The organism is Bacillus sp. B15-48, from assembly GCF_016879755.1.
Lineage (GTDB): Bacteria > Bacillota > Bacilli > Bacillales > Cytobacillaceae > Mesobacillus_B.
The window spans coordinates 74,012-92,058 of record NZ_WOFU01000007.1; the positions used below are offsets into that span (position 1 = coordinate 74,012).

Below are 18,047 nucleotides of genomic sequence, written 5' to 3' on the forward strand. Positions count from 1 at the left end.
CCTTGCTTTTCAAGCCTATTCAAAATGACTTTCTATCATGCACAATTTTATTGTTTATTTTTATCCTCTTCTGCTTGTGCCATATTTCCAAATACTTCTTTCGTTTCGTGAACAATTCCCGCAACTTGTGGTGGAACATCTTTAATTTCTTCTACCTTTTCTGCAATAAACGAAACATCCTCAGAAACTTGTTCGACTGTCGTTCTTACCTTATTTACAGTCTCCTTAACTTCCCCGATAAATTCATCCGGGTGTTTTACTATGTATGTAACACTTCCTGAAACTTTTTTGAAATCTTCTTTTACCGAATGCCTTGTCGCTTTATCAAATAAACTAATTACCCCTCCTGCAAGTGCTCCAAGCGCCATCCCAAGCCAAAACTTCCTTGAACCTGCCATAAATTCCACCCTTTCTATTTAATTGTTTTACAATTTATGGTTCGCTTTAATCGATGTAAGTAAGGCTTCACACCCAGCTTTTACAAGTTCGTACGTCTCATTAAAATTACCAGTAAAATACGGGTCAGGAACATCTTTATTTTGCTTTTCATCAACAAAATCAAGTAGCCTTTTTACGACAACAGTTGCTGTACCTGTTTCTCCTATCAACTTCTTTATGTTTTCAATGTTTTGCACATCCATTGCGATAATATAATGGAATTCTGAGAAATCATCGACGGAAATTTGTCTTGCCATTAAGCCTTCTGAATTAATTCGGTATTGCTCGAGGATTTTCCTTGTTCCTTCATGTGGTGGTTTACCTACATGCCAGTCACCTGTACCGGCAGAATCAACAATTATTTCTTGGTCTAGCCCTTCTTTTTTCACTAAATCACGAAACATAGCTTCCGCCATTGGCGACCGGCATATATTTCCGAGACAAACAAATAATACTTTTATCATGTGTAACTCCTCCTCAACCTACATTTTCGTCGATATTCTAGCTTATATGCAAGCCCTTGCCCGATTTCTTTTAAAAATTTAAGCTGTTTATTAGAAAGTATCCAGAATTGATTGACTTTTTACCGAGAACATGGAAAGATATTTGTACAAAGTGTGAGAGGATGAAGAGTGTGGATTTATCCGTAAAATCAGCTGGAAATATTGAATACATGCTTGATAAAATTAAAGAAAAACTAAATATCGTCAATGCTGGTGCCATTAAGCCTTCTCACTTCGATGAAGACATGTATGAAGAGCTTAAGGACATCTATGAGATGATCATGAAAAAAAGCTCTTTTAGCATTAATGAGATGCAAGCGATTGTAGAAGAGCTCGGTAGCCTGCGCAAGTCCTAAGCAAAAGACGGCCTTTGGCCGTCTTTTACATTTGTTCTTGGTCCGTCAAAATCATCGTCCCTTCTTTTGTTACAGCGATTGTATGCTCATACTGAGCTGAAAGTTTGCCATCAATCGTGCGTGCCGTCCAACGATTTGTATCCATTTTCGTTTTCCATTCCCCAAGGTTTACCATTGGTTCGATTGTAAAAACCATACCCTCTTTAATTCGAGCTCCCTTTCCGGGAAGTCCATAGTGAGGGATATCTGGCTTTTCATGAATCGTTGCACCTATTCCGTGTCCGATAAATTCACGAACGACTGACATTCCTTCCCCTTCTACATACGTTTGAATTGCATGACCAATATCACCAATGCGATTACCAGGTACCGCTTGTTCAATTCCTCGATATAACGCTTCTTTTGTAACCTCAAGGAGTCTTTTTGACTCATCAGAAATATTTCCGACACCGTAAGACCATGCAGAATCTGCGAGTGCTCCATTATAATTCACAACCATATCAATCGTGACTATATCGCCATTCTTAAGAGATTCCGTTCTTGGAAAGCCATGACATACCTCATCATTAACACTTGCACAAGTTGCATATTGATAGCCACGATACCCTTTTTGTTCTGGTGTCGCTCCATTCGTTTTTAAAAAAGTTTCAACAAACTCATCAATTTCCCAAGTCGTTATCCCTGGTTTTACTAGTTTGGCAATCTCTCTATGACAAGCAGCAAGCAATTTCCCTGCTTCCTGCATCTTTGCGATTTCTCGAGCTGATTTTAAAACAATCATACCTTCATCTCCCTGAATTTCATTTCCTTTCTCTTATATTAGCTTATACGGGGCATCCTGTAAAAAATACCTTAAAAAGCCAACTAGAAAAAGCCTTTTGTGATGGACAAAAGGCATGCAAATAACAAAAGGTATGAATCCGATTAAGAAATTAAATCATACAAACCATTCAAGAAATATGACTTATTACATATACAAATTCTATGGTAAGATTATATAATAATAATATAAGAAAGAGTGGCAAATGGTACTTCCTATTGAACTTTGATTCAGTTTGAATTTACATAGATGATAAATAAGGTGGTTGAAGCTCTTGATAGGTGAACGCGTAAAAAAGTTACGGCAAGAAAGGAAAATGTCCTTATCTGAGCTTGCCGAACAAGCTGGTGTAGCTAAGTCATATTTAAGCTCCCTAGAAAGAAATCTACAAACAAATCCGTCAATCCAGTTTCTTGAAAAAATTGCAGCGGTATTTAATATCCCCGTTGATCGATTGATTCTTGATGAACCTGAACAAGAAGCGGTCGATTCTGATTGGATAGAACTTGTTCGCGAGGCAATGGACTCTGGAATATCAAAAGAACAATTCAAAGAATTCCTCGAGTTTAATAAATGGAGAAATAACCAAAGTAAATAATTTACAAATGAAGATTGCCCTTAAGGTAATCTTCATTTATTGTTTACTAGCACCTCTACCAATCCTCTTGACACTCCTACAGCTAAAAAAATGGACTTTCCCGTTCGGGAAATTTGGTACGCTAAGCAAGTATTGCTTTTATGTAAAAAAATGCACAAAGATGTTATTCCTCTAATACGAGTGGCAGCTTTCCCTCCCCTTTTAAAAATTTGCGAATTTCCTCTTTCGCAATACCAATCTCAATTGCTTCTTTTATTAACATCATCCATTCTGCATCTAAATCCCGATATTTCGGTTGATCCATACGTGCTTCTCCCCCTAAAATACGCTCCCCGTATTCCAGGCAGTCCGGCTATCATAGTTTCCCTTAGACCCGTGACTTTGCGTCCATGTCTTTCAACAAGTTTGCCTTTTTCTGTAAAAAGCCGTTTAATTTATACTCCCTATCGTGATTTTAACGATTTCATTTGGATTTTACTGTAAAAACGTGTCGTAGCTCTAAAATATATTAATAAAAAATGATTGTTAAAACTGACAAAGAACTTCAAAGTTTTAATAAAACTGCGCTAATTAAGAGGCCAAAAAGTTGCTTTTTTGTCAAAAAAGGTAAATATTTAAGGGATAAAAAATATATATATACCCCCACAAACAGAATTCATATTAAAAGAACATAGAATTATTATCAGAAACACTTTAAAGCAATGATAAGATTTAATGCCATCAAACGACCGTTATTTATTCAGAAAATTCAAAATATATTGTGTCTATTTGTGACGTTTAGATTATAATTATTTTAAAAATCGAGTTATCTTTTTGAAAGGAGCAAATTCCATTGACCATTGTTCATGCATTAAACTTTATTATCCCTATAATATGTTTAGTATTTATTGGCTATAAGGTCGATAAAATGTGCCAACCAGATCTCATTCAAAAACAAGATAGAAATGATTGATTACAGTGATAGACCTGAAAGTCAACAGGCATTTTTATTTTTAGCTTTTAAATGCCAGCCATTATTTTCGTTTTGATAAACAGGCCTTTTTTGGAGAAACTATTTTGAAAAGAAAGGAGGTCATTTATTTGGGAAGAGGTAAGAGTTTTGACCATAAACGTAAAGGACATCCAGGGGATTTTCCAAAAGGGACCCTTGTTGAAAGACATACAACTGAGGCACAAGAGGACGAAGAATTTTTAGTCGTACAAGAAGCGTTTAAAAACCGAGTCGAAGAAGAAGAAGCAGAATAGTCATCAAGCTGGCAGTGGTGTTCACTGCCAGCTCCTTTTAAAAAGTCTTCCGCTGAAATCCAAAAGAAATTTGTAAGTTTCATTCTTCTTTTTGATTGATATTAAATATTCCCAGACAACCAACCATTTCGATCAATCCCTCTCCCTCGAAATTTCACTTTATCTGTTAATATTTTTGAATAAACAACTCTTTGCCAGGAAGGTATTCGGCGAAGCATATGTCTTCTGGTTTACCAAGTCTCTTTTTATTTAACTCATTATACAGCCACTCTTCATTCAAGCCGGCCTCTTCGAGATTTTTAGTTAATACTTCTCCATCACTTATAAATGTATATGGTACTTGTCTTTTTTCCCCTGTTATTTTTAACTCACTAATTGTTGCTTGATCGGCTTCAGCTTTCCTCAATACACTTATTCCCCCATTGTTCTCAAGAATGGCATATTCGACATCTTGGATTGAAAATACACCTTTATCACGGAGCAATTGCTGTAATTGGTCGATATCGACTTTGTTTTTCTTCATTTGCAACCAGTCTAACTTCCCCTTTTTAATGATCAAAGCGGGCCTACCCTCTAAAATATAACGCATTTTTCGAGATTTTTGTGTTAGAAATTCTGTAAAGTATATAAGCAGTCCCCAAATGGCACTTGAAAAAATAATAATAATAAAACCTGTCTCTTTATCATATATAGCATTTCCAACTAATTCTCCGAGCACCAAAGCAGAAATAAAATCGAAAGGAGTAATTTGACTAATTTGGGTTTTCCCTAAAATACGAACAACGATAAAAAGAACGATAAAGCCGCCAACAACCTCTAGTAAAATTGAACCATATAACATATTACCTCACACCACCGCTAAGAATTCTTATATCTTCTATCGGTATTGACAACCTAAAAAATTCTATACGTATTGCCCATTATCAAAACAATAAAAACTCACTACTATTTTTAGTGAATAATAATAAAACTGTTAACAAAAAGAAGCACTAGGTACGTCCCCGTGCTTCCAAAAAAAAATTCGAAAAATTTTCCACAAGCAAATGTTTATTGCAGTCAAATATGGGTATAAAGTGTGTGTGTGTTTATACCATATATTCCCTTTAATGGATGATTAGGCAGAACTTTAACTCTTTTCTGTGACATAAACGACTTAAAGCAAACATAGGAATATACCAGAAGAAATTTTTACAAAATTCCCTATATTACGCAGGATAAGTACTTATTTTAATAGAAAAGAAAAATGAGGTGGTTAAAATTCAAGAGGAGACGTATAAAAACCTTGTCGAACACTCACCCGATGCAGTCTTAATCACAAGGTGTGGAATTATTTTGCATATAAATGACACAGGGGTTGCCCTCATAGGCGCTTCGACGAAAGAAGAAATAATTGGTAGGGGAATTTTCGATTTCCTTGTTGCCGACTCTTTTGAGGCATATCACAAATATATTGCTGAAGTGAATAAAGGGGTACTTAAGGGATTTACCAACCATAAATTTTATCGCAAAGACGGAACCATTTTTGAAGCTGAGGTAAAAGGAATTCAAACATCTTTTGAAAATAGTTCAGCCATTCATTTAATCGTTCGAGATATTGATAAAAGAAGAAAAGCAGAAAATTTCCTTCTTCAATCCGAAAAACTACTCGTTGCAGGGCAACTTGCCGCTGGAATTGCCCATGAGGTCCGCAATCCATTAACAGCCATTAAGGGCTTTCTCCAATTAACAGAAGGGAATTTTAAAGAAAATAGAACTTATTTCGAAATCATTAACGATGAAATTAATCGAATTGAAGCCATTTTGACCGAGTTATTGACATTGGCGAAACCGAAAGATATGAATTTCCAACAAAATAATATCACCAATCTTATTGATGAAGTCACTACACTTCTTGATACGGAAGCTTTAATGAATAATGTTGAAATCAACACAATCATTCAGCCAGAAATCCCACCTATCTATTGCGATACCAACCAATTAAAACAAGTTTTTATTAATTTTATAAAAAATAGTATTGAAGCGATGCCAAATGGCGGGCTGATTACGATTCATATGGAGCGACATAATTGTGAGCAGATAAAGTTGCTTTTCAGTGACACTGGTTGCGGGATTCCAGAGTCATTACTAAACCGAATTGAAGAACCATTTTTTACTACGAAAGAAAAAGGGACTGGCCTTGGACTAATGATTAGTAAACAGATCATTGAACGTCATAACGGCAGAATAAAATACTATAGCAGCAAAGAGGGAACCACCATCGAATTGTTGCTGCCTATTAGCAAAACGGAACAAAAATCAAACCATTACAACCATCATCTGCAGGAGTTAACACAGTTAACATTTGCTATGCGCTAACGAACAACTTAAAGCCCTTGCTCGCCCCCCATTAAAGGCGAACCACCAACGTAACAACTTAACGGGCTTGGAATAAAAGGTTTTCACGTCAGTGAAGACCTTTTTTTCCATTTAGGTACGTCATTTTAATGTTCATTACAAATATGAGCTAATTTCCGATATACTAATGAGTGATCACAATTTGAAAGGAGCTCTTAATGAAATCATTAGTCCTTGCAGAAAAACCGAGTGTTGCCCGGGAGCTTGCTCGAGTCCTTGGCTGCAATCAAAAACATAAAAGCTATATCGAAGGCAATCAATATATTGTCACCTGGGCTCTTGGTCATTTAATTGAACTTAAGATGCCTGAACATTACGATTCAAAATATACAACGTGGCGGCTTGAAGACCTCCCAATTATTCCTGATAAAATGGGACTTAAAGTAATAAAACAAACAAGCGCACAATACAAATCTGTTGAAACCTTACTAAAGCGTAAAGATGTAAAGGAAGTGATCATTGCCACGGATGCTGGTCGTGAAGGGGAGCTTGTCGCTCGCTGGATTCTTGAGCGTGCTGGCTGGAGGAAAACGATTAAACGACTTTGGATTTCTTCTCAAACAGATCGAGCAATTAAAGACGGCTTTAAACAATTAAAGCCAGGAAAGCAATTTGAAGCATTATACGAATCCGCTGTTTGTCGAGCAGAAGCTGATTGGTTAATTGGTCTCAATGTCTCAAGAGCACTGACGACGAAATACAAAGAGCCCCTTTCGGCAGGCCGAGTTCAAACGCCAACTTTAGCGATGATGATTGAACGGGAAAAAGAAATTAACAGCTTTATTCCGAAAGAATATTGGACAATTCAAGCCCAAATCGGTCCACTTTCATCAGAATGGAGTCAAGCAAACGAAAAAAGAGTATTCTCAGCGGAAAAAGCAGAGGAAATTAAGCAAAAACTTGCGAATAAAAAGGCCGTTTTACAGACAGTGGATCGTAAACAGAAAAATGAATCCCAACCATTGCCGTATGACCTAACAGAATTACAACGAGATGCAAATAAGCGGTTTGGATTTTCAGCGAAAAAAACCTTAAATGTTTTACAGGGCTTATATGAACAGCATAAGCTTGTGACCTATCCACGAACCGATTCACGTTATTTAACAAAGGATATGGAAGCAACGATGGTTGATCGTCTTCAAGGGATCTTATCAGGATATAAAGAGGAAGTTCGCCCAGTCTTAAACCAGAAAGGGAAAGTTCTCGCTAGACGCGTGTTCAATAATGAAAAAGTAACCGATCACCACGCAATTATTCCAACGGAAGAGCGTCTTAATTTAGCTGATCTTGAGACTGATGAGCGGAAACTATATGATTTAATTGTCCGTCGCTTTCTCGCCTTATTTTACCCAGCCTATGAATTTGAGACGATTCATGCAATTTTTGATGTTGAAGGTGAAACATTATCTGCACGTGAAACGAATGTAATAGAAGCTGGATTCAAAAAAATTATTGGCAAAGAGGAGCCGAACGAACAGAAGCATAGTCTCGGCCAGTTAGTAAAAGGCAAAACCTTTACCGTTAATGAAGTGACCTTATCCAAGAAGCTTACCGAGCCACCATTACGCTATTCCGAAGCGGATATTCTTGGAAAAATGGAGAAATTTGGACTTGGGACACCGGCTACACGCGCGGATATTATTGAGAAGCTAATTTCCTCTGAAGCGGTTGAAAGGCAAAACAGTCGTCTTTATCCTACTAAAAAGGGAAAACAACTGATTGACCTTGTCAATGATGAACTTACCTCACCAGAACTTACTGCTAAGTGGGAAAAAGAACTAGAACTGATTGCTCGTGGAAACGGCAACCAAAAGGTCTTTAAGGAAAAAATCCGTAAACAAACTTCTCAACTCGTTTCTGAGATTAAAGCGAGTGAAAAATCCTATCGTGCTCATAACTTAACAGGCTCAAAATGCCCTGAATGCGGCGAGTTCCTGAAAGAACGGAAAACAAAGGACGGAAGGATTCTCGTCTGCTCGAGCAGAGAATGCAATTTCCGTAAACATAAAGATCCAAAGCTATCAAACCGACGCTGTCCTCAGTGCCATAAGAAGATGGAAATTCATAACGGGAAAGCAGGAACCTACTTCCAATGTCGGCGTTGTAATATTGTAGAAAAAGCAGAAGAAAAGAAAAAGAAAGTATCCAAGCATGAGGAGCGGAAACTGAAACAACAATATAGCGCTGATAATTCAAATTTCGGTACATCTCTCGGAGATTTACTAAAAGCAGCGCTCGATGACAAAGAATAAGAAGATTTTAAAATTCGAATTGCCTTTACGAATGAAAATACAGAATGTAAATATACTCATTTATATATGTTATTATATAAGGCTCTTCGTATCTTTTTAGCTCGGAATGGTAAAATGGGAAGGAAAGAGACTGAATAAGGAGAGTGTGTTCATGAATGAATTCCAAAAGAATTTAGAAAAATATGCTGATTTAGCTGTAAAGGTTGGCGTTAACATCCAAAAGGGACAAACATTAGTTGTTAACGCAACACTTGACTCAGCAGTGCTTGTGCGTCTCATTGCCAAGAAAGCATATGAAACTGGGGCGAAAAATGTAATCGTAAACTGGCAAGATGATGTAATCAATAGAACAAAGTATGAACTTGCCCCGGATGAGGTTTTTTTAGAATATCCTGAATGGCGTGCTAAAGAGCTCACTGAGCTGGCTGACCAAGGTGCAGCTTTTATGGCGGTCGTTTCTTCAAGCCCTAATTTACTAAAAGGAATCAATCCTGAACGCATTGCCAATTCGCAAAAAGCGTCCGGAAAAGCCTTATCAACTTACCGACAATACATAATGTCAGACAAAGTCAGCTGGACGGTCATCTCTGCCCCATCCGAAGGCTGGGCGAAAATGGTCTTCCCTAATGAGACTACAGAAACAGCTGTACAAAAATTATGGGCCGCCATCTTCACAGCGACTCGTGTTGATACAGCTAACCCGATTGAAGCTTGGAAGCAACATAATGAAAACCTCCATGAAAAAGTAGACTATCTAAACGAAAAGCGCTATAAAAAGCTTCATTACAAAGCTCCTGGAACAGACCTCACGATTGAGCTGCCTGAAAAACATCTTTGGGTTGGGGCAGGTAGTGTCAATGTGGAAGGTCATGACTTTATGGCAAATATGCCTACAGAAGAAGTATTTACCGTTCCATTAAAAACCGGTGTGAATGGGTATGTTTCAAGCACAAAACCATTAAGTTACGGTGGAAATATCATTGATCGTTTCAAAATCACCTTTGAAAACGGTCGAATTACTGATGTTCAAGCAGAAGAAGGAGAAGAAATTTTAAAGCAGTTGGTTGCAACCGATGAGGGCTCACATTATCTTGGTGAGGTTGCTCTTGTTCCATTTAACTCACCAATTTCTCAATCAAACATTCTGTTTTTCAACACATTATTTGATGAAAACGCCTCTAACCACCTTGCAATTGGCAGCGCCTACGCTTTCTGCCTTGAGGGTGGAAAAAACATGTCGAAGGAAGAACAAGCTAAACATGGTTTAAATGATAGCATTACACACGTTGATTTCATGATTGGCTCTGCAGAAATGGATATTGATGGGGTAAAAGGCGATGGCAAAACAGAGCCTGTATTTCGTAATGGTGACTGGGCATTTTAATTTACATTTTCGAAGTGTTAAGCACATTGTCGATGTTTACATGTTGGTTGGAGCGGAAGGCACGAAGACCTCTCGGAAAGCGAAGTACCTTTAGCGAAAATCAACACCAAAGTTTCTTCATCAATTGACTATGTTAAAATCCAATATCTTTGAAAAAGGCAGCAAGCACGATGACCTGCCTTTTTCTCACTCCTAACTATACTCTTTTAAATAAAGTTGCTATAATAAGAACATAGGTCTATTTTCTTATTTGATTAAGACCTACTGATATATTTTGAGAAATTAAGCTGGGGGCGAAGCCTTGTTACAATTACACATTATTGTTACAGGAAGAGTTCAAGGTGTTGGTTATCGATACTTCACCCAAATGAAAGCAATACAATATGGCATCACAGGCTGGGTCAAAAATCGAGCAGATGGATCAGTTGAAATGATGACCAGTGGTACAAAGGAAAAATTGAGTCAATTTGTCGAAGATATTCGTCGCGGCAACCCTTTCTCTATCGTAGAGAACGTGGAAATAAATGAAACTGAAAATAAAGAAAGGTATCAATCCTTCACAATTAAATATTAAAAAAGCTTGCATATCCACTTTATGGAATGCAAGCTTTTCTTTTTAAATCCGTAATCCCTTCTTTACATACGCCAAACTTGAGCCAAGAACAACCTTTGCATAAAAAATCCAGATCATTTGCATCCACTTTTTCGGCTGTTAACTTTATGAGGTCTGATTTGAGATAGCTCCCTTCAACAACCAATTCTAGGTGCTGGATGACTTTATAATCCATTGAAAGGACATGTGCATTCGATTCTTCCCCCGCTTCACATTCGGTATTTCCCTGATGTGGACAGGTCATGCAGGCATCATCAAAAGCGGCCACTACTTTAATGGTAAAATCTTTCTCAGGATTTCTGACGTCTTCGACAATCTCTTCCATCTTTTTAATAAAGTCAGGGCTATACCCCATCCCTTTAAACCCGTGAACACATAAAAGATGATGCCCACGTAACACTTTATTCATTAAAACCACACCCTAGCTATACTTGTTCTGCTACTATCTTCGCTACAAAGGGATCTATTTCCTCTAAGTATTTTTTTCAGACGTCCTTGGCCCAAATGTGACCCCAATTTTCTTACAGACAGTCAGAAAATGCATAAATGTCATTAACATGGCTCCCGTATTCATGCCAATAATTACTCCTGACATTTGCCACTCTGGTCTTGATCCTAATAAATAAATCGTTGCAAACGACACGACCGTTGACCAAACTGTATGATAAAACGCATCTTTCATTAAGCCTAAACCTAGTAGATAAGCCTGCATGGGGATAACAAAGAAATGCAAAAGGAAATAGGGCCATAAGATTTGTAAATAGTAAGCCGCATTTTCAGAGTAAAAAAACATACTCGTTAATGGTTCTGCAAAGAAATAAAAAACAGTTACAGCTGGAACACCGTAAAAAATCGTTAAAAGCATGACATGCTGCAGCAGTTTTTGTAGTTTGACATACTCTCCATCTGCATGATGCTTAGCAACCGTTGGAATCAGCACAATCATAAATGAATGAGCGATAAATGCCGGAAAGAATCCGATAGCCATTGCTACACCGGCAACCATTCCAAATTGTTCATTCGCGGTCTCCATCGGAACCCCTGCATGAACGATCGCTGCTTTAATTAAAAAAGGCTGTACAGCGTGAGTCAAAGAATGAAAAATCCTTAATGCAGTAGTTGGTCCTGATATCGCAATCAGGTTTTTTTGCAATTCTCTGCGATTAATTGATTGTCCTGGAACCTTTTTTAAATTTTGATAACTTATAATAAAAAAGTAAAATAAATAAAGAAAAACAATAAGTTCACTAGCAGCTAGTGTGAAAATGGCAATGAGAACAGCTGTTGATCTCTCAAATTCGAAAAGTTGATAAACTCCAGCTAACAACAGCAACTGAACGAGTCGGCGTACTAAATTGGCCGTCGCAATTTTCCCCATTTGCTGCTTTCCCATAAAATAACCTCGAGCAATCGATGTAAAAGACATGAGCGGAATCATGAAAAGCACAAGCCATTTGATAAACGGATGGTACGATTGAAATATCGGAACATTAGGCAGGATAATCGCAACAAGTACAAATAAAACAGCCATTAAAACAATCGTCAGATGCAGGACATCTCTTAACATTTTCTGATGATATTTAGGATCCTTCTCCGCAACAAGCTTTGATACAGACACTGGTAGTTCAAAGCTTGCGAGCATCATAATTAAGAAAATAAGTGGCAAAATAGTCATATAACTCCCCATACCACTCTCGCCAAGTTCCCTAGCCAATATCATATTAATTAAAAGTTCTGCCATTTCCCCAAAAAACGCAGCAAAGATTAGGACGAGTGTCCCTCGTAAAAATAACTTCATGCTGACTCCCCTCTATACATTTCCTACTTCATACATATGAGGCAAGTCCAGAAATTATTTTCGTTATCTGTTAGGAATTTTTTTCGTTCAAACGAAAGAAATCCCCAACCTCTTAACATTTAACCAATTATTCATGTTCGCTATTTTACTAATGAATGCTTAAATGCGTAGATGACAGCTTGCGTACGGTCTTGTACGTGCAGCTTACTTAAAATATTACTTACATGCGTTTTCGCTGTCTTTAATGCAATGAAAAGTTCATCAGCAATTTCTTGATTGCTTTTCCCTTCAGCCATTAACATCAACACTTCCATCTCACGATCAGTCAATTCTTCATGTGGAAGTACGGACTGTTTCTGACGCATCTTCCTCATCATTTTGCCAGTTACTTCTGGCTCTAGAACAGGCTGGCCGCTGTATGTTGCTCGGACTGCATTCGCAATATCACTTGCTTTCGATGTTTTTAACATATAACTAGTTGCACCAGCTTCAAGAGCAGGATAAACCTTCTCATCGTCTAAAAAACTTGTTACAACAATGATTTTTGCCTCAGGCCATTCTTCCACAATTCTTCTCGTTGCCTCAATTCCGTCCATTTCTTTCATCACTAAATCCATTAAGACGATATCCGGTCTTAACTTTAAGACGAGGTCCACCCCTGCCCGGCCATTATCTGCTTCTCCAATGACTTCAATATCAGGTTGGGCTGACAAGTAGGATGCAACTCCGATCCTGACCATCTCATGATCATCAATAAATACAACTTTAATCATCGCCATCACCCGCTCCACTTAAAATAGGAACCTTTACTTCTAGTTTCGTTCCTTTATTTTTCAAACTAATTAATTTTAGGGAACCGCCGATTTCCCCTGCTCGCTCATGCATGTTTTGCAACCCATAGGAACCTGCCTTTGATTCCTCTACGTTAAACCCAATGCCATCATCAGAGACCCTCATAATCACCAATTCAGCTCTTTTTATGAGTAACACTTCTAACTGAGAAGCTTTAGAGTGTCGGAGTGTGTTCGAAACCGATTCCTGGAGGATGCGGAACAAATGGTCTTCCACTCCTTTATCTAGCTGAAACGACTCAACTTTCCAAACAATTTTCATCGTTACTTTTTGAGACAGCTCTACAAGTAACTCCTCAATCCCTTCTTGCAATGACTTCCCTTTTAACGCGACCGGTCGCAAATGCAAAAGCAGCGCTCGCATTTCAAGCTGGGATTGATGGATCATTTCTTCCACCATTTTTAATTGTTTCGCTTCTCGCTCTTCCACCGCGTTTTCCTTACTTTGAACATGGACATTCGCTTTTGTTTCATTAATTGCGGACATCATCATCGAAGCGGCGAATAGCTGTTGGCTGACAGAATCATGCAACTCACGTGCAAGGCGGTTTCGTTCTTGGGAAATAATTTCCTGAATTTTTGTTTCCTGTACTTCTGCCTTTTCGGTTGCAAGTCTTTGGGAAAGCATCGCCTTTTCTGCGATTTGTTTCTGTATACGTTGAACTCTCATTGCTATCGGTTCAACTTCAGCAGTGAAGGTATTCGAATCCGTCTCTGTATATCGCCCTTCCTCTAATTGAAAAAGCCAATTTTCAATGCTTTGTATTTGTCTACGCCAATAAATCCCAGTAAAGCCGCCGAATAGTAATCCCAAGCCTAAACTCACTGTTGCTGTTAATAAAAGAAACGGGATATCCATCAGCTCGCGTTCCCATAATTCGGACCAATGATTTAATGGATGAATATAAAAATAGGCTCCAGTCAAAAAAAGAAACAGCAAAAAACTAAAAGCTGTCCCCCATAGAATTTGTCGTTGAACTGAACTCATATCCGTCTCACCTCGATGTCACCAATTACCATAGAGGTGAAAATCTTAATTTTCTTGTCTGCCTTTTCATAATCCGCTGACTTTACTGAGAGCATTTGATCAAAGGAACGTTCTTTCCGAAAATCAAGGATCTCAGATTCCCCAATCAATGCAGAGTGCCTGACATTCACTTCAATATCATATGGAACAAAGACTTTAATATTGCCGATAAAATGACGAATAAAAACAATTGTCTCTCCTTTCGGCAAAACAGTATAACTAAAATCAATCATCGTATCGCCAATTCCAGTAATGATATTAATATCATTCCACTCATAAACATGCTGCGGTGTTTTCTGATTCCCAAACATCGTATTTTTAAATATGGAGGATTCTACAATGACTTCCGATTCGGCAACGATTGGTTTTGGTTCTTCGAGTGTTGGGCGAATCATCTCTGGCTGCTTTTTTGATCGTGCAAACCGAATAACTACATAAAGCAAAATTGCTAATAAGAGTAGCCTGAACGTCATCATCCCGATGATACTGCTAATAAAAAAGAATAAGCCAACCCAAAACAGCAACTTCCCTGTTGAGCGTTCATATAGTTTCCTGCCAAAATAAATCATCGTTCCCGATACAAAGAGGGAAAAGATCAGTCCATGATTAAAAAATGTCACTTCTAGTAATAGCAACATTGCACCAATTAAAAAAATCCAGCTGTAAGAATCACTTTTTAATTTATTCAACAAGATCTTTTCCTCCTTTCTAGCGACAACAATATAGACAAGTAACAAAAGGCGCGAACAATTGCTGCGCCTCTTTTAGGATACCATGTTTCGTTTACGAATTAGAATGAGTTTCATTACTTTTCATTGCTTTTTCAATTACAGCAATTCTGTTATCGATTGTACTGTGATAATAAGAATGATTCACTTGCTGCTCGACCCGGTCAAGATAAGCCTCAATTTCATTAAAATAGGAGTATGATTGATTGGAAAAATCATCATTATCAATTACTTTATCCATTTGTTGATGAGCTCTCGTGACGTTTTCCCTTCCCATTAATTCCATACGACGAATCTGCATATCTTTAAGTTTATGCTTCATGACCTCATACTTCTGTTCAAGCTCATTTTGTTGCTTCGCTGCATTTACTAAAGCTTCTTTTAATCGTTCGGCTCTTTCCGCAAAATGTTGTTGTTCTTGTGCAGCAAACATATATAACTCTGTTTCCCCAGCCTTTTGAGCGATCTCAGCTTGATGACCACGCTTTTCTGCCATATTCAATGCTTGACGATATTCGCGTGTAAATTGTTCTTTCAACTGGCACTGTCGCTCTAGGAGCCTTCGAGTTTTTTCTGTTTCTCCTTCGCATTCACGAAGATATTGATTTAACATCGCAATTGGATTTTTTCGTTCTTTTTTATCAACAGCCTCGTTAAGGTCTGCCATAATCGTGTTTTTAATACGAGTCAATAAATTTGCCATTTTTACTCTCTCCTTATCTTCTTTTATTTGTTCAACTCTGACCATTGTTTCTCAAAGTTCACGAATGGATCGTTATCCTTATTTGCCACTGCTTCTTCGTCGTTCCACTTTTTATAAACAAGGTAAAGGACATAGGCTGCGACAATGGCTAGAATGGCAGGAATGTTCGATGCAGCAGCCAGCAGGATGAAAAGACCGAAGACACCCCAAGCGATTTTTTGAAGCGTTGTGTCTGCTTTTAAAAATTGCTTAAGAATCAAATATAAAAAAAGTAGACTGACAGCCAAACCGAACAATGAACCTAAGTTTGAAATCAACACGAACGCTGCGATTCCTCCAATAACTAACAAACCAAGTTTTTTCATTTTCCGTTCCTCCTTTCTTGATTTCATCTTACCTCGAAAAAAGCTAAATCATAACGAGCCCTAGCTTGATTTCCAGCTAGGGCTTAAGACCGAGAGCATATAGGACCTTTAATAGGGGGTTGTTTCTTAATATGGAAAAGGAGGCGGAGTTATCTGATTACTGGTGGCATTCAGACAGAACACTGAGGAAATTGGGTGAAGTTGTCCGAGGCTGGCGGCATTCAGATAGAACACTGAGGAAAATGAGCTAAGTTGTCCGAATGCTGGCGGCATTCAGACAGATTTCCGAAGGAAATTGGCAAAGCTGTCCGAATACTAGCGGCATTCAGACAGATTCCTGGAGGAAACGTAAAAATCTGTCCGAACTCTACCGCCATTCAGACAGATTTGCAAGTCAAAGGATTGAATCTGTCTGAAAGTGGTGCTTCTTCAGACAGAATCGCGAACCAAAAGAGCGAATCTGTCCGAAAGCAGCCGTCCTTCAGACAGAATCCCAAGCCGAAGGAGTGAATCTGTCCGAAAGTAGCCGTCCTTCAGACAGAATCTCAAGCCAAAGGAGTGAATCTGTCCGAAAGCAGCCGTCCTTCAGACAGAATCCCAAGCCGAAGGAGTGAATCTGTCCGAAAGTGGTGCACCTTCAGACAGAATCCCAAGCCGAAGGAGTGAATCTGTCCGAAAGCACCCGTCCTTCAGACAGAATCCCAAGCCAATGGAACGAATCTGTCTGAAAGCACCCGTCCTTCAGACAGAATCCCAAGCCAATGGAGCGAATCTGTCCGAAAGTAGCCGTCCTTCAGACAGAATCCCAAGCCGAAGGAGTGAATCTGTCCGAAAGTAGCCGTCCTTCAGACAGAATCTCAAGCCAAAGGAGTGAATCTGTCCGAAAGCAGTCGTCCTTCAGACAGAATCCCAAGCCGAAGGAGTGAATCTGTCCGAAAGCACCCGTCCTTCAGACAGAATCCCAAGCCAAAGGAACGAATCTGTCTGAAAGCACCCGTCCTTCAGACAGAATCTCAAGCCAAAGGAGTGAATCTGTCCGAAAGCAGCCGTCCTTCAGACAGAATCCCAAGCCAAAGGAACGAATCTGTCCGAAAGCACCCGTCCTTCAGACAGAATCCCAAGCCAAAGGAACGAATCTGTCCGAAAGCAGCCATCCTTCAGACAGATTTGCAAGTCAAAGGAGCAAATCTGTCCGAATTCTACCGACATTCAGACACATCCTTATGGGAATATTTTTCAATTCAGAAATTTATACTTTTCTTTTCTCGGCACAAAAAAAACACCAGCTTTTTTAACATGAAGCCGGTGTCTCTCTTGTTTACTTCGCGATAAACATTTGCGTCCAATAATGCCCGTATGATCCGCCTGATGCGTGGCCTACACCAATATGTGTATAATTCCCATTTAAAATATTCGCGCGATGGCCTGGACTTTCCATCCATGCCTTTACTACCTCTTGTGGAGTGCGTTGTCCCGCCGCGATATTTTCTGCTGCACTACGATAAGTAATCCCAAAACTTTTGATCATATCAAAAGGAGTACCGTAAGTGGGACTGTTATGCTGGAAGTAGTTTTTATCCCGCATATCAACAGACTTGTATCTTGCAACACGTGATAATTGCCAATCGGCTGCAAGCGGTTTTAACCCGTGTTTCGCTCTTTCTTGATTGGTTAGTTGAATCACCTGATTTTCAATATTTTTCGCAGCACTTATATCAGGAATGGTCACCTTTTGTCCAGGATAGATCAAAGCTGGATTTTTAAAGTGCGGATTCGCTTGGATAATTTCCGATAAGCCTACTTCATACCATACAGAAATTTTCCAGAGAGTGTCTCCTGATCTGACAGTATGGACTTGCTGGGCAAATGTTGACGTTGGGATGACGATAAGTAAGATTAAAGTAAATAAAATTTTCTTAAGCATTTTTTCCTCCTCCTTCTCCTCGATTAGGATGAGAAAAAGCGGGAAAAA

Annotated in this window: 21 protein-coding genes and 1 riboswitch; of the genes, 8 read left to right on the top strand and 13 right to left on the bottom strand. The window is 38.7% G+C overall.

The genetic code is table 11. The features are described from left to right. Positions 1-47 precede the first annotated feature (47 nt). Positions 48-398 (bottom strand): YtxH domain-containing protein, encoded by a 351-nt coding sequence (locus tag GNT69_RS19525; RefSeq protein WP_203556671.1) that lies wholly within the window; start codon positions 396-398, stop codon positions 48-50. A gap of 27 nt (positions 399-425) precedes the next feature. Continuing rightward, positions 426-902 carry a low molecular weight protein-tyrosine-phosphatase gene (locus tag GNT69_RS19530; protein ID WP_203556672.1) on the bottom strand — a complete coding sequence of 159 codons (477 nt, stop codon included), beginning with the start codon at positions 900-902 and terminating at the stop codon, positions 426-428. Positions 903-1,072: 170 nt separating this feature from the next. Here GNT69_RS19530 and GNT69_RS19535 point away from each other — a divergent pair, with 170 nt between their 5' ends. Continuing rightward, positions 1,073-1,297 carry a DUF1128 family protein gene (locus tag GNT69_RS19535; protein ID WP_203556673.1) on the top strand — a complete coding sequence of 75 codons (225 nt, stop codon included), beginning with the start codon at positions 1,073-1,075 and terminating at the stop codon, positions 1,295-1,297. 25 nt (positions 1,298-1,322) lie between these two features. Here the strand turns inward: GNT69_RS19535 and map are convergent, their stop codons facing one another. Continuing rightward, complete coding sequence (map, locus tag GNT69_RS19540) at positions 1,323-2,078, bottom strand: type I methionyl aminopeptidase (RefSeq protein WP_203556674.1); 756 nt, start codon at positions 2,076-2,078, stop codon at positions 1,323-1,325. Positions 2,079-2,391: 313 nt separating this feature from the next. On the opposite strand from map, the gene GNT69_RS19545 reads away from it, so the two are divergent. Continuing rightward, positions 2,392-2,715 (top strand): helix-turn-helix domain-containing protein, encoded by a 324-nt coding sequence (locus GNT69_RS19545; protein ID WP_203556675.1) that lies wholly within the window; start codon positions 2,392-2,394, stop codon positions 2,713-2,715. A gap of 163 nt (positions 2,716-2,878) precedes the next feature. On the opposite strand, the gene GNT69_RS19550 is transcribed toward GNT69_RS19545, so the two are convergent. Then, positions 2,879-3,019 carry an anti-repressor SinI family protein gene (locus GNT69_RS19550; RefSeq protein ID WP_203556676.1) on the bottom strand — a complete coding sequence of 47 codons (141 nt, stop codon included), beginning with the start codon at positions 3,017-3,019 and terminating at the stop codon, positions 2,879-2,881. A 35-nt stretch (positions 3,020-3,054) separates the two neighbouring features. Continuing rightward, a riboswitch (cyclic di-GMP riboswitch) is annotated at positions 3,055-3,135 on the bottom strand. A gap of 660 nt (positions 3,136-3,795) precedes the next feature. Between GNT69_RS19550 and GNT69_RS19555 the strand changes: the two genes are divergently transcribed. After that, positions 3,796-3,960 carry a hypothetical protein gene (locus tag GNT69_RS19555; RefSeq protein ID WP_203556677.1) on the top strand — a complete coding sequence of 55 codons (165 nt, stop codon included), beginning with the start codon at positions 3,796-3,798 and terminating at the stop codon, positions 3,958-3,960. 166 nt (positions 3,961-4,126) lie between these two features. Here GNT69_RS19555 and GNT69_RS19560 read toward each other — a convergent pair whose 3' ends face one another. Next, on the bottom strand, positions 4,127-4,801 hold the full coding sequence (locus tag GNT69_RS19560) for a DUF421 domain-containing protein (RefSeq protein ID WP_203556678.1): 675 nt from the start codon (positions 4,799-4,801) through the stop codon (positions 4,127-4,129). A 407-nt stretch (positions 4,802-5,208) separates the two neighbouring features. On the opposite strand from GNT69_RS19560, the gene GNT69_RS26095 reads away from it, so the two are divergent. The 4 genes from GNT69_RS26095 (at position 5,209) to GNT69_RS19580 (ending at position 10,564) form a co-directional block, all read left to right on the top strand. After that, the gene (locus GNT69_RS26095) at positions 5,209-6,315 is read left to right on the top strand and encodes an ATP-binding protein (protein ID WP_203556679.1); all 1,107 of its coding nucleotides are present in this window, start codon (positions 5,209-5,211) and stop codon (positions 6,313-6,315) included. A 197-nt stretch (positions 6,316-6,512) separates the two neighbouring features. After that, positions 6,513-8,606: a DNA topoisomerase III gene (locus tag GNT69_RS19570; protein WP_203556680.1), complete on the top strand. Its 2,094-nt coding sequence runs from the start codon at positions 6,513-6,515 to the stop codon at positions 8,604-8,606. A 151-nt stretch (positions 8,607-8,757) separates the two neighbouring features. After that, positions 8,758-9,990 carry an aminopeptidase gene (locus GNT69_RS19575; protein ID WP_203556681.1) on the top strand — a complete coding sequence of 411 codons (1,233 nt, stop codon included), beginning with the start codon at positions 8,758-8,760 and terminating at the stop codon, positions 9,988-9,990. Positions 9,991-10,291: 301 nt separating this feature from the next. Then, positions 10,292-10,564: an acylphosphatase gene (locus tag GNT69_RS19580; protein WP_203556682.1), complete on the top strand. Its 273-nt coding sequence runs from the start codon at positions 10,292-10,294 to the stop codon at positions 10,562-10,564. 19 nt (positions 10,565-10,583) lie between these two features. On the opposite strand, the gene GNT69_RS19585 is transcribed toward GNT69_RS19580, so the two are convergent. The 7 genes from GNT69_RS19585 to GNT69_RS19615 form a co-directional block, all read right to left on the bottom strand. Beyond that, the gene (locus GNT69_RS19585; RefSeq protein ID WP_203556683.1) at positions 10,584-11,012 is read right to left on the bottom strand and encodes a DUF1284 domain-containing protein; all 429 of its coding nucleotides are present in this window, start codon (positions 11,010-11,012) and stop codon (positions 10,584-10,586) included. 63 nt (positions 11,013-11,075) lie between these two features. Beyond that, positions 11,076-12,401: a polysaccharide biosynthesis protein gene (locus GNT69_RS19590; RefSeq protein WP_203556684.1), complete on the bottom strand. Its 1,326-nt coding sequence runs from the start codon at positions 12,399-12,401 to the stop codon at positions 11,076-11,078. Between the two features lie 140 nt (positions 12,402-12,541). After that, positions 12,542-13,174: a response regulator transcription factor gene (locus tag GNT69_RS19595; RefSeq protein ID WP_203556801.1), complete on the bottom strand. Its 633-nt coding sequence runs from the start codon at positions 13,172-13,174 to the stop codon at positions 12,542-12,544. Beyond that, a complete protein-coding gene (locus GNT69_RS19600; RefSeq protein WP_203556685.1) occupies positions 13,167-14,240 on the bottom strand; it encodes a sensor histidine kinase in 1,074 nt (357 codons plus the stop codon). Before GNT69_RS19600 ends, GNT69_RS19595 begins: the two co-directional genes overlap by 8 nt. After that, positions 14,237-14,971, bottom strand: a complete 735-nt coding sequence (gene liaF / locus GNT69_RS19605) for a cell wall-active antibiotics response protein LiaF (RefSeq protein ID WP_239094355.1) — start codon at positions 14,969-14,971, stop codon at positions 14,237-14,239. The genes GNT69_RS19600 and liaF overlap by 4 nt, the downstream gene beginning before the upstream one ends. Before the next feature lie 91 nt (positions 14,972-15,062). Next, positions 15,063-15,710, bottom strand: coding sequence for a PspA/IM30 family protein (locus tag GNT69_RS19610; RefSeq protein WP_203556686.1), 648 nt, complete (start codon positions 15,708-15,710; stop codon positions 15,063-15,065). 23 nt (positions 15,711-15,733) lie between these two features. After that, positions 15,734-16,075, bottom strand: coding sequence for a lmo0954 family membrane protein (locus GNT69_RS19615; RefSeq protein ID WP_203556687.1), 342 nt, complete (start codon positions 16,073-16,075; stop codon positions 15,734-15,736). A 252-nt stretch (positions 16,076-16,327) separates the two neighbouring features. On the opposite strand from GNT69_RS19615, the gene GNT69_RS19620 reads away from it, so the two are divergent. Then, the gene (locus GNT69_RS19620; RefSeq protein WP_203556688.1) at positions 16,328-16,585 is read left to right on the top strand and encodes a hypothetical protein; all 258 of its coding nucleotides are present in this window, start codon (positions 16,328-16,330) and stop codon (positions 16,583-16,585) included. An 808-nt stretch (positions 16,586-17,393) separates the two neighbouring features. Here the strand turns inward: GNT69_RS19620 and safA are convergent. Further along, entirely contained in the window at positions 17,394-17,999 is a 606-nt protein-coding gene (safA, locus tag GNT69_RS19625; RefSeq protein WP_203556689.1) for a SafA/ExsA family spore coat assembly protein, read from the bottom strand. Positions 18,000-18,047: the final 48 nt, after the last annotated feature.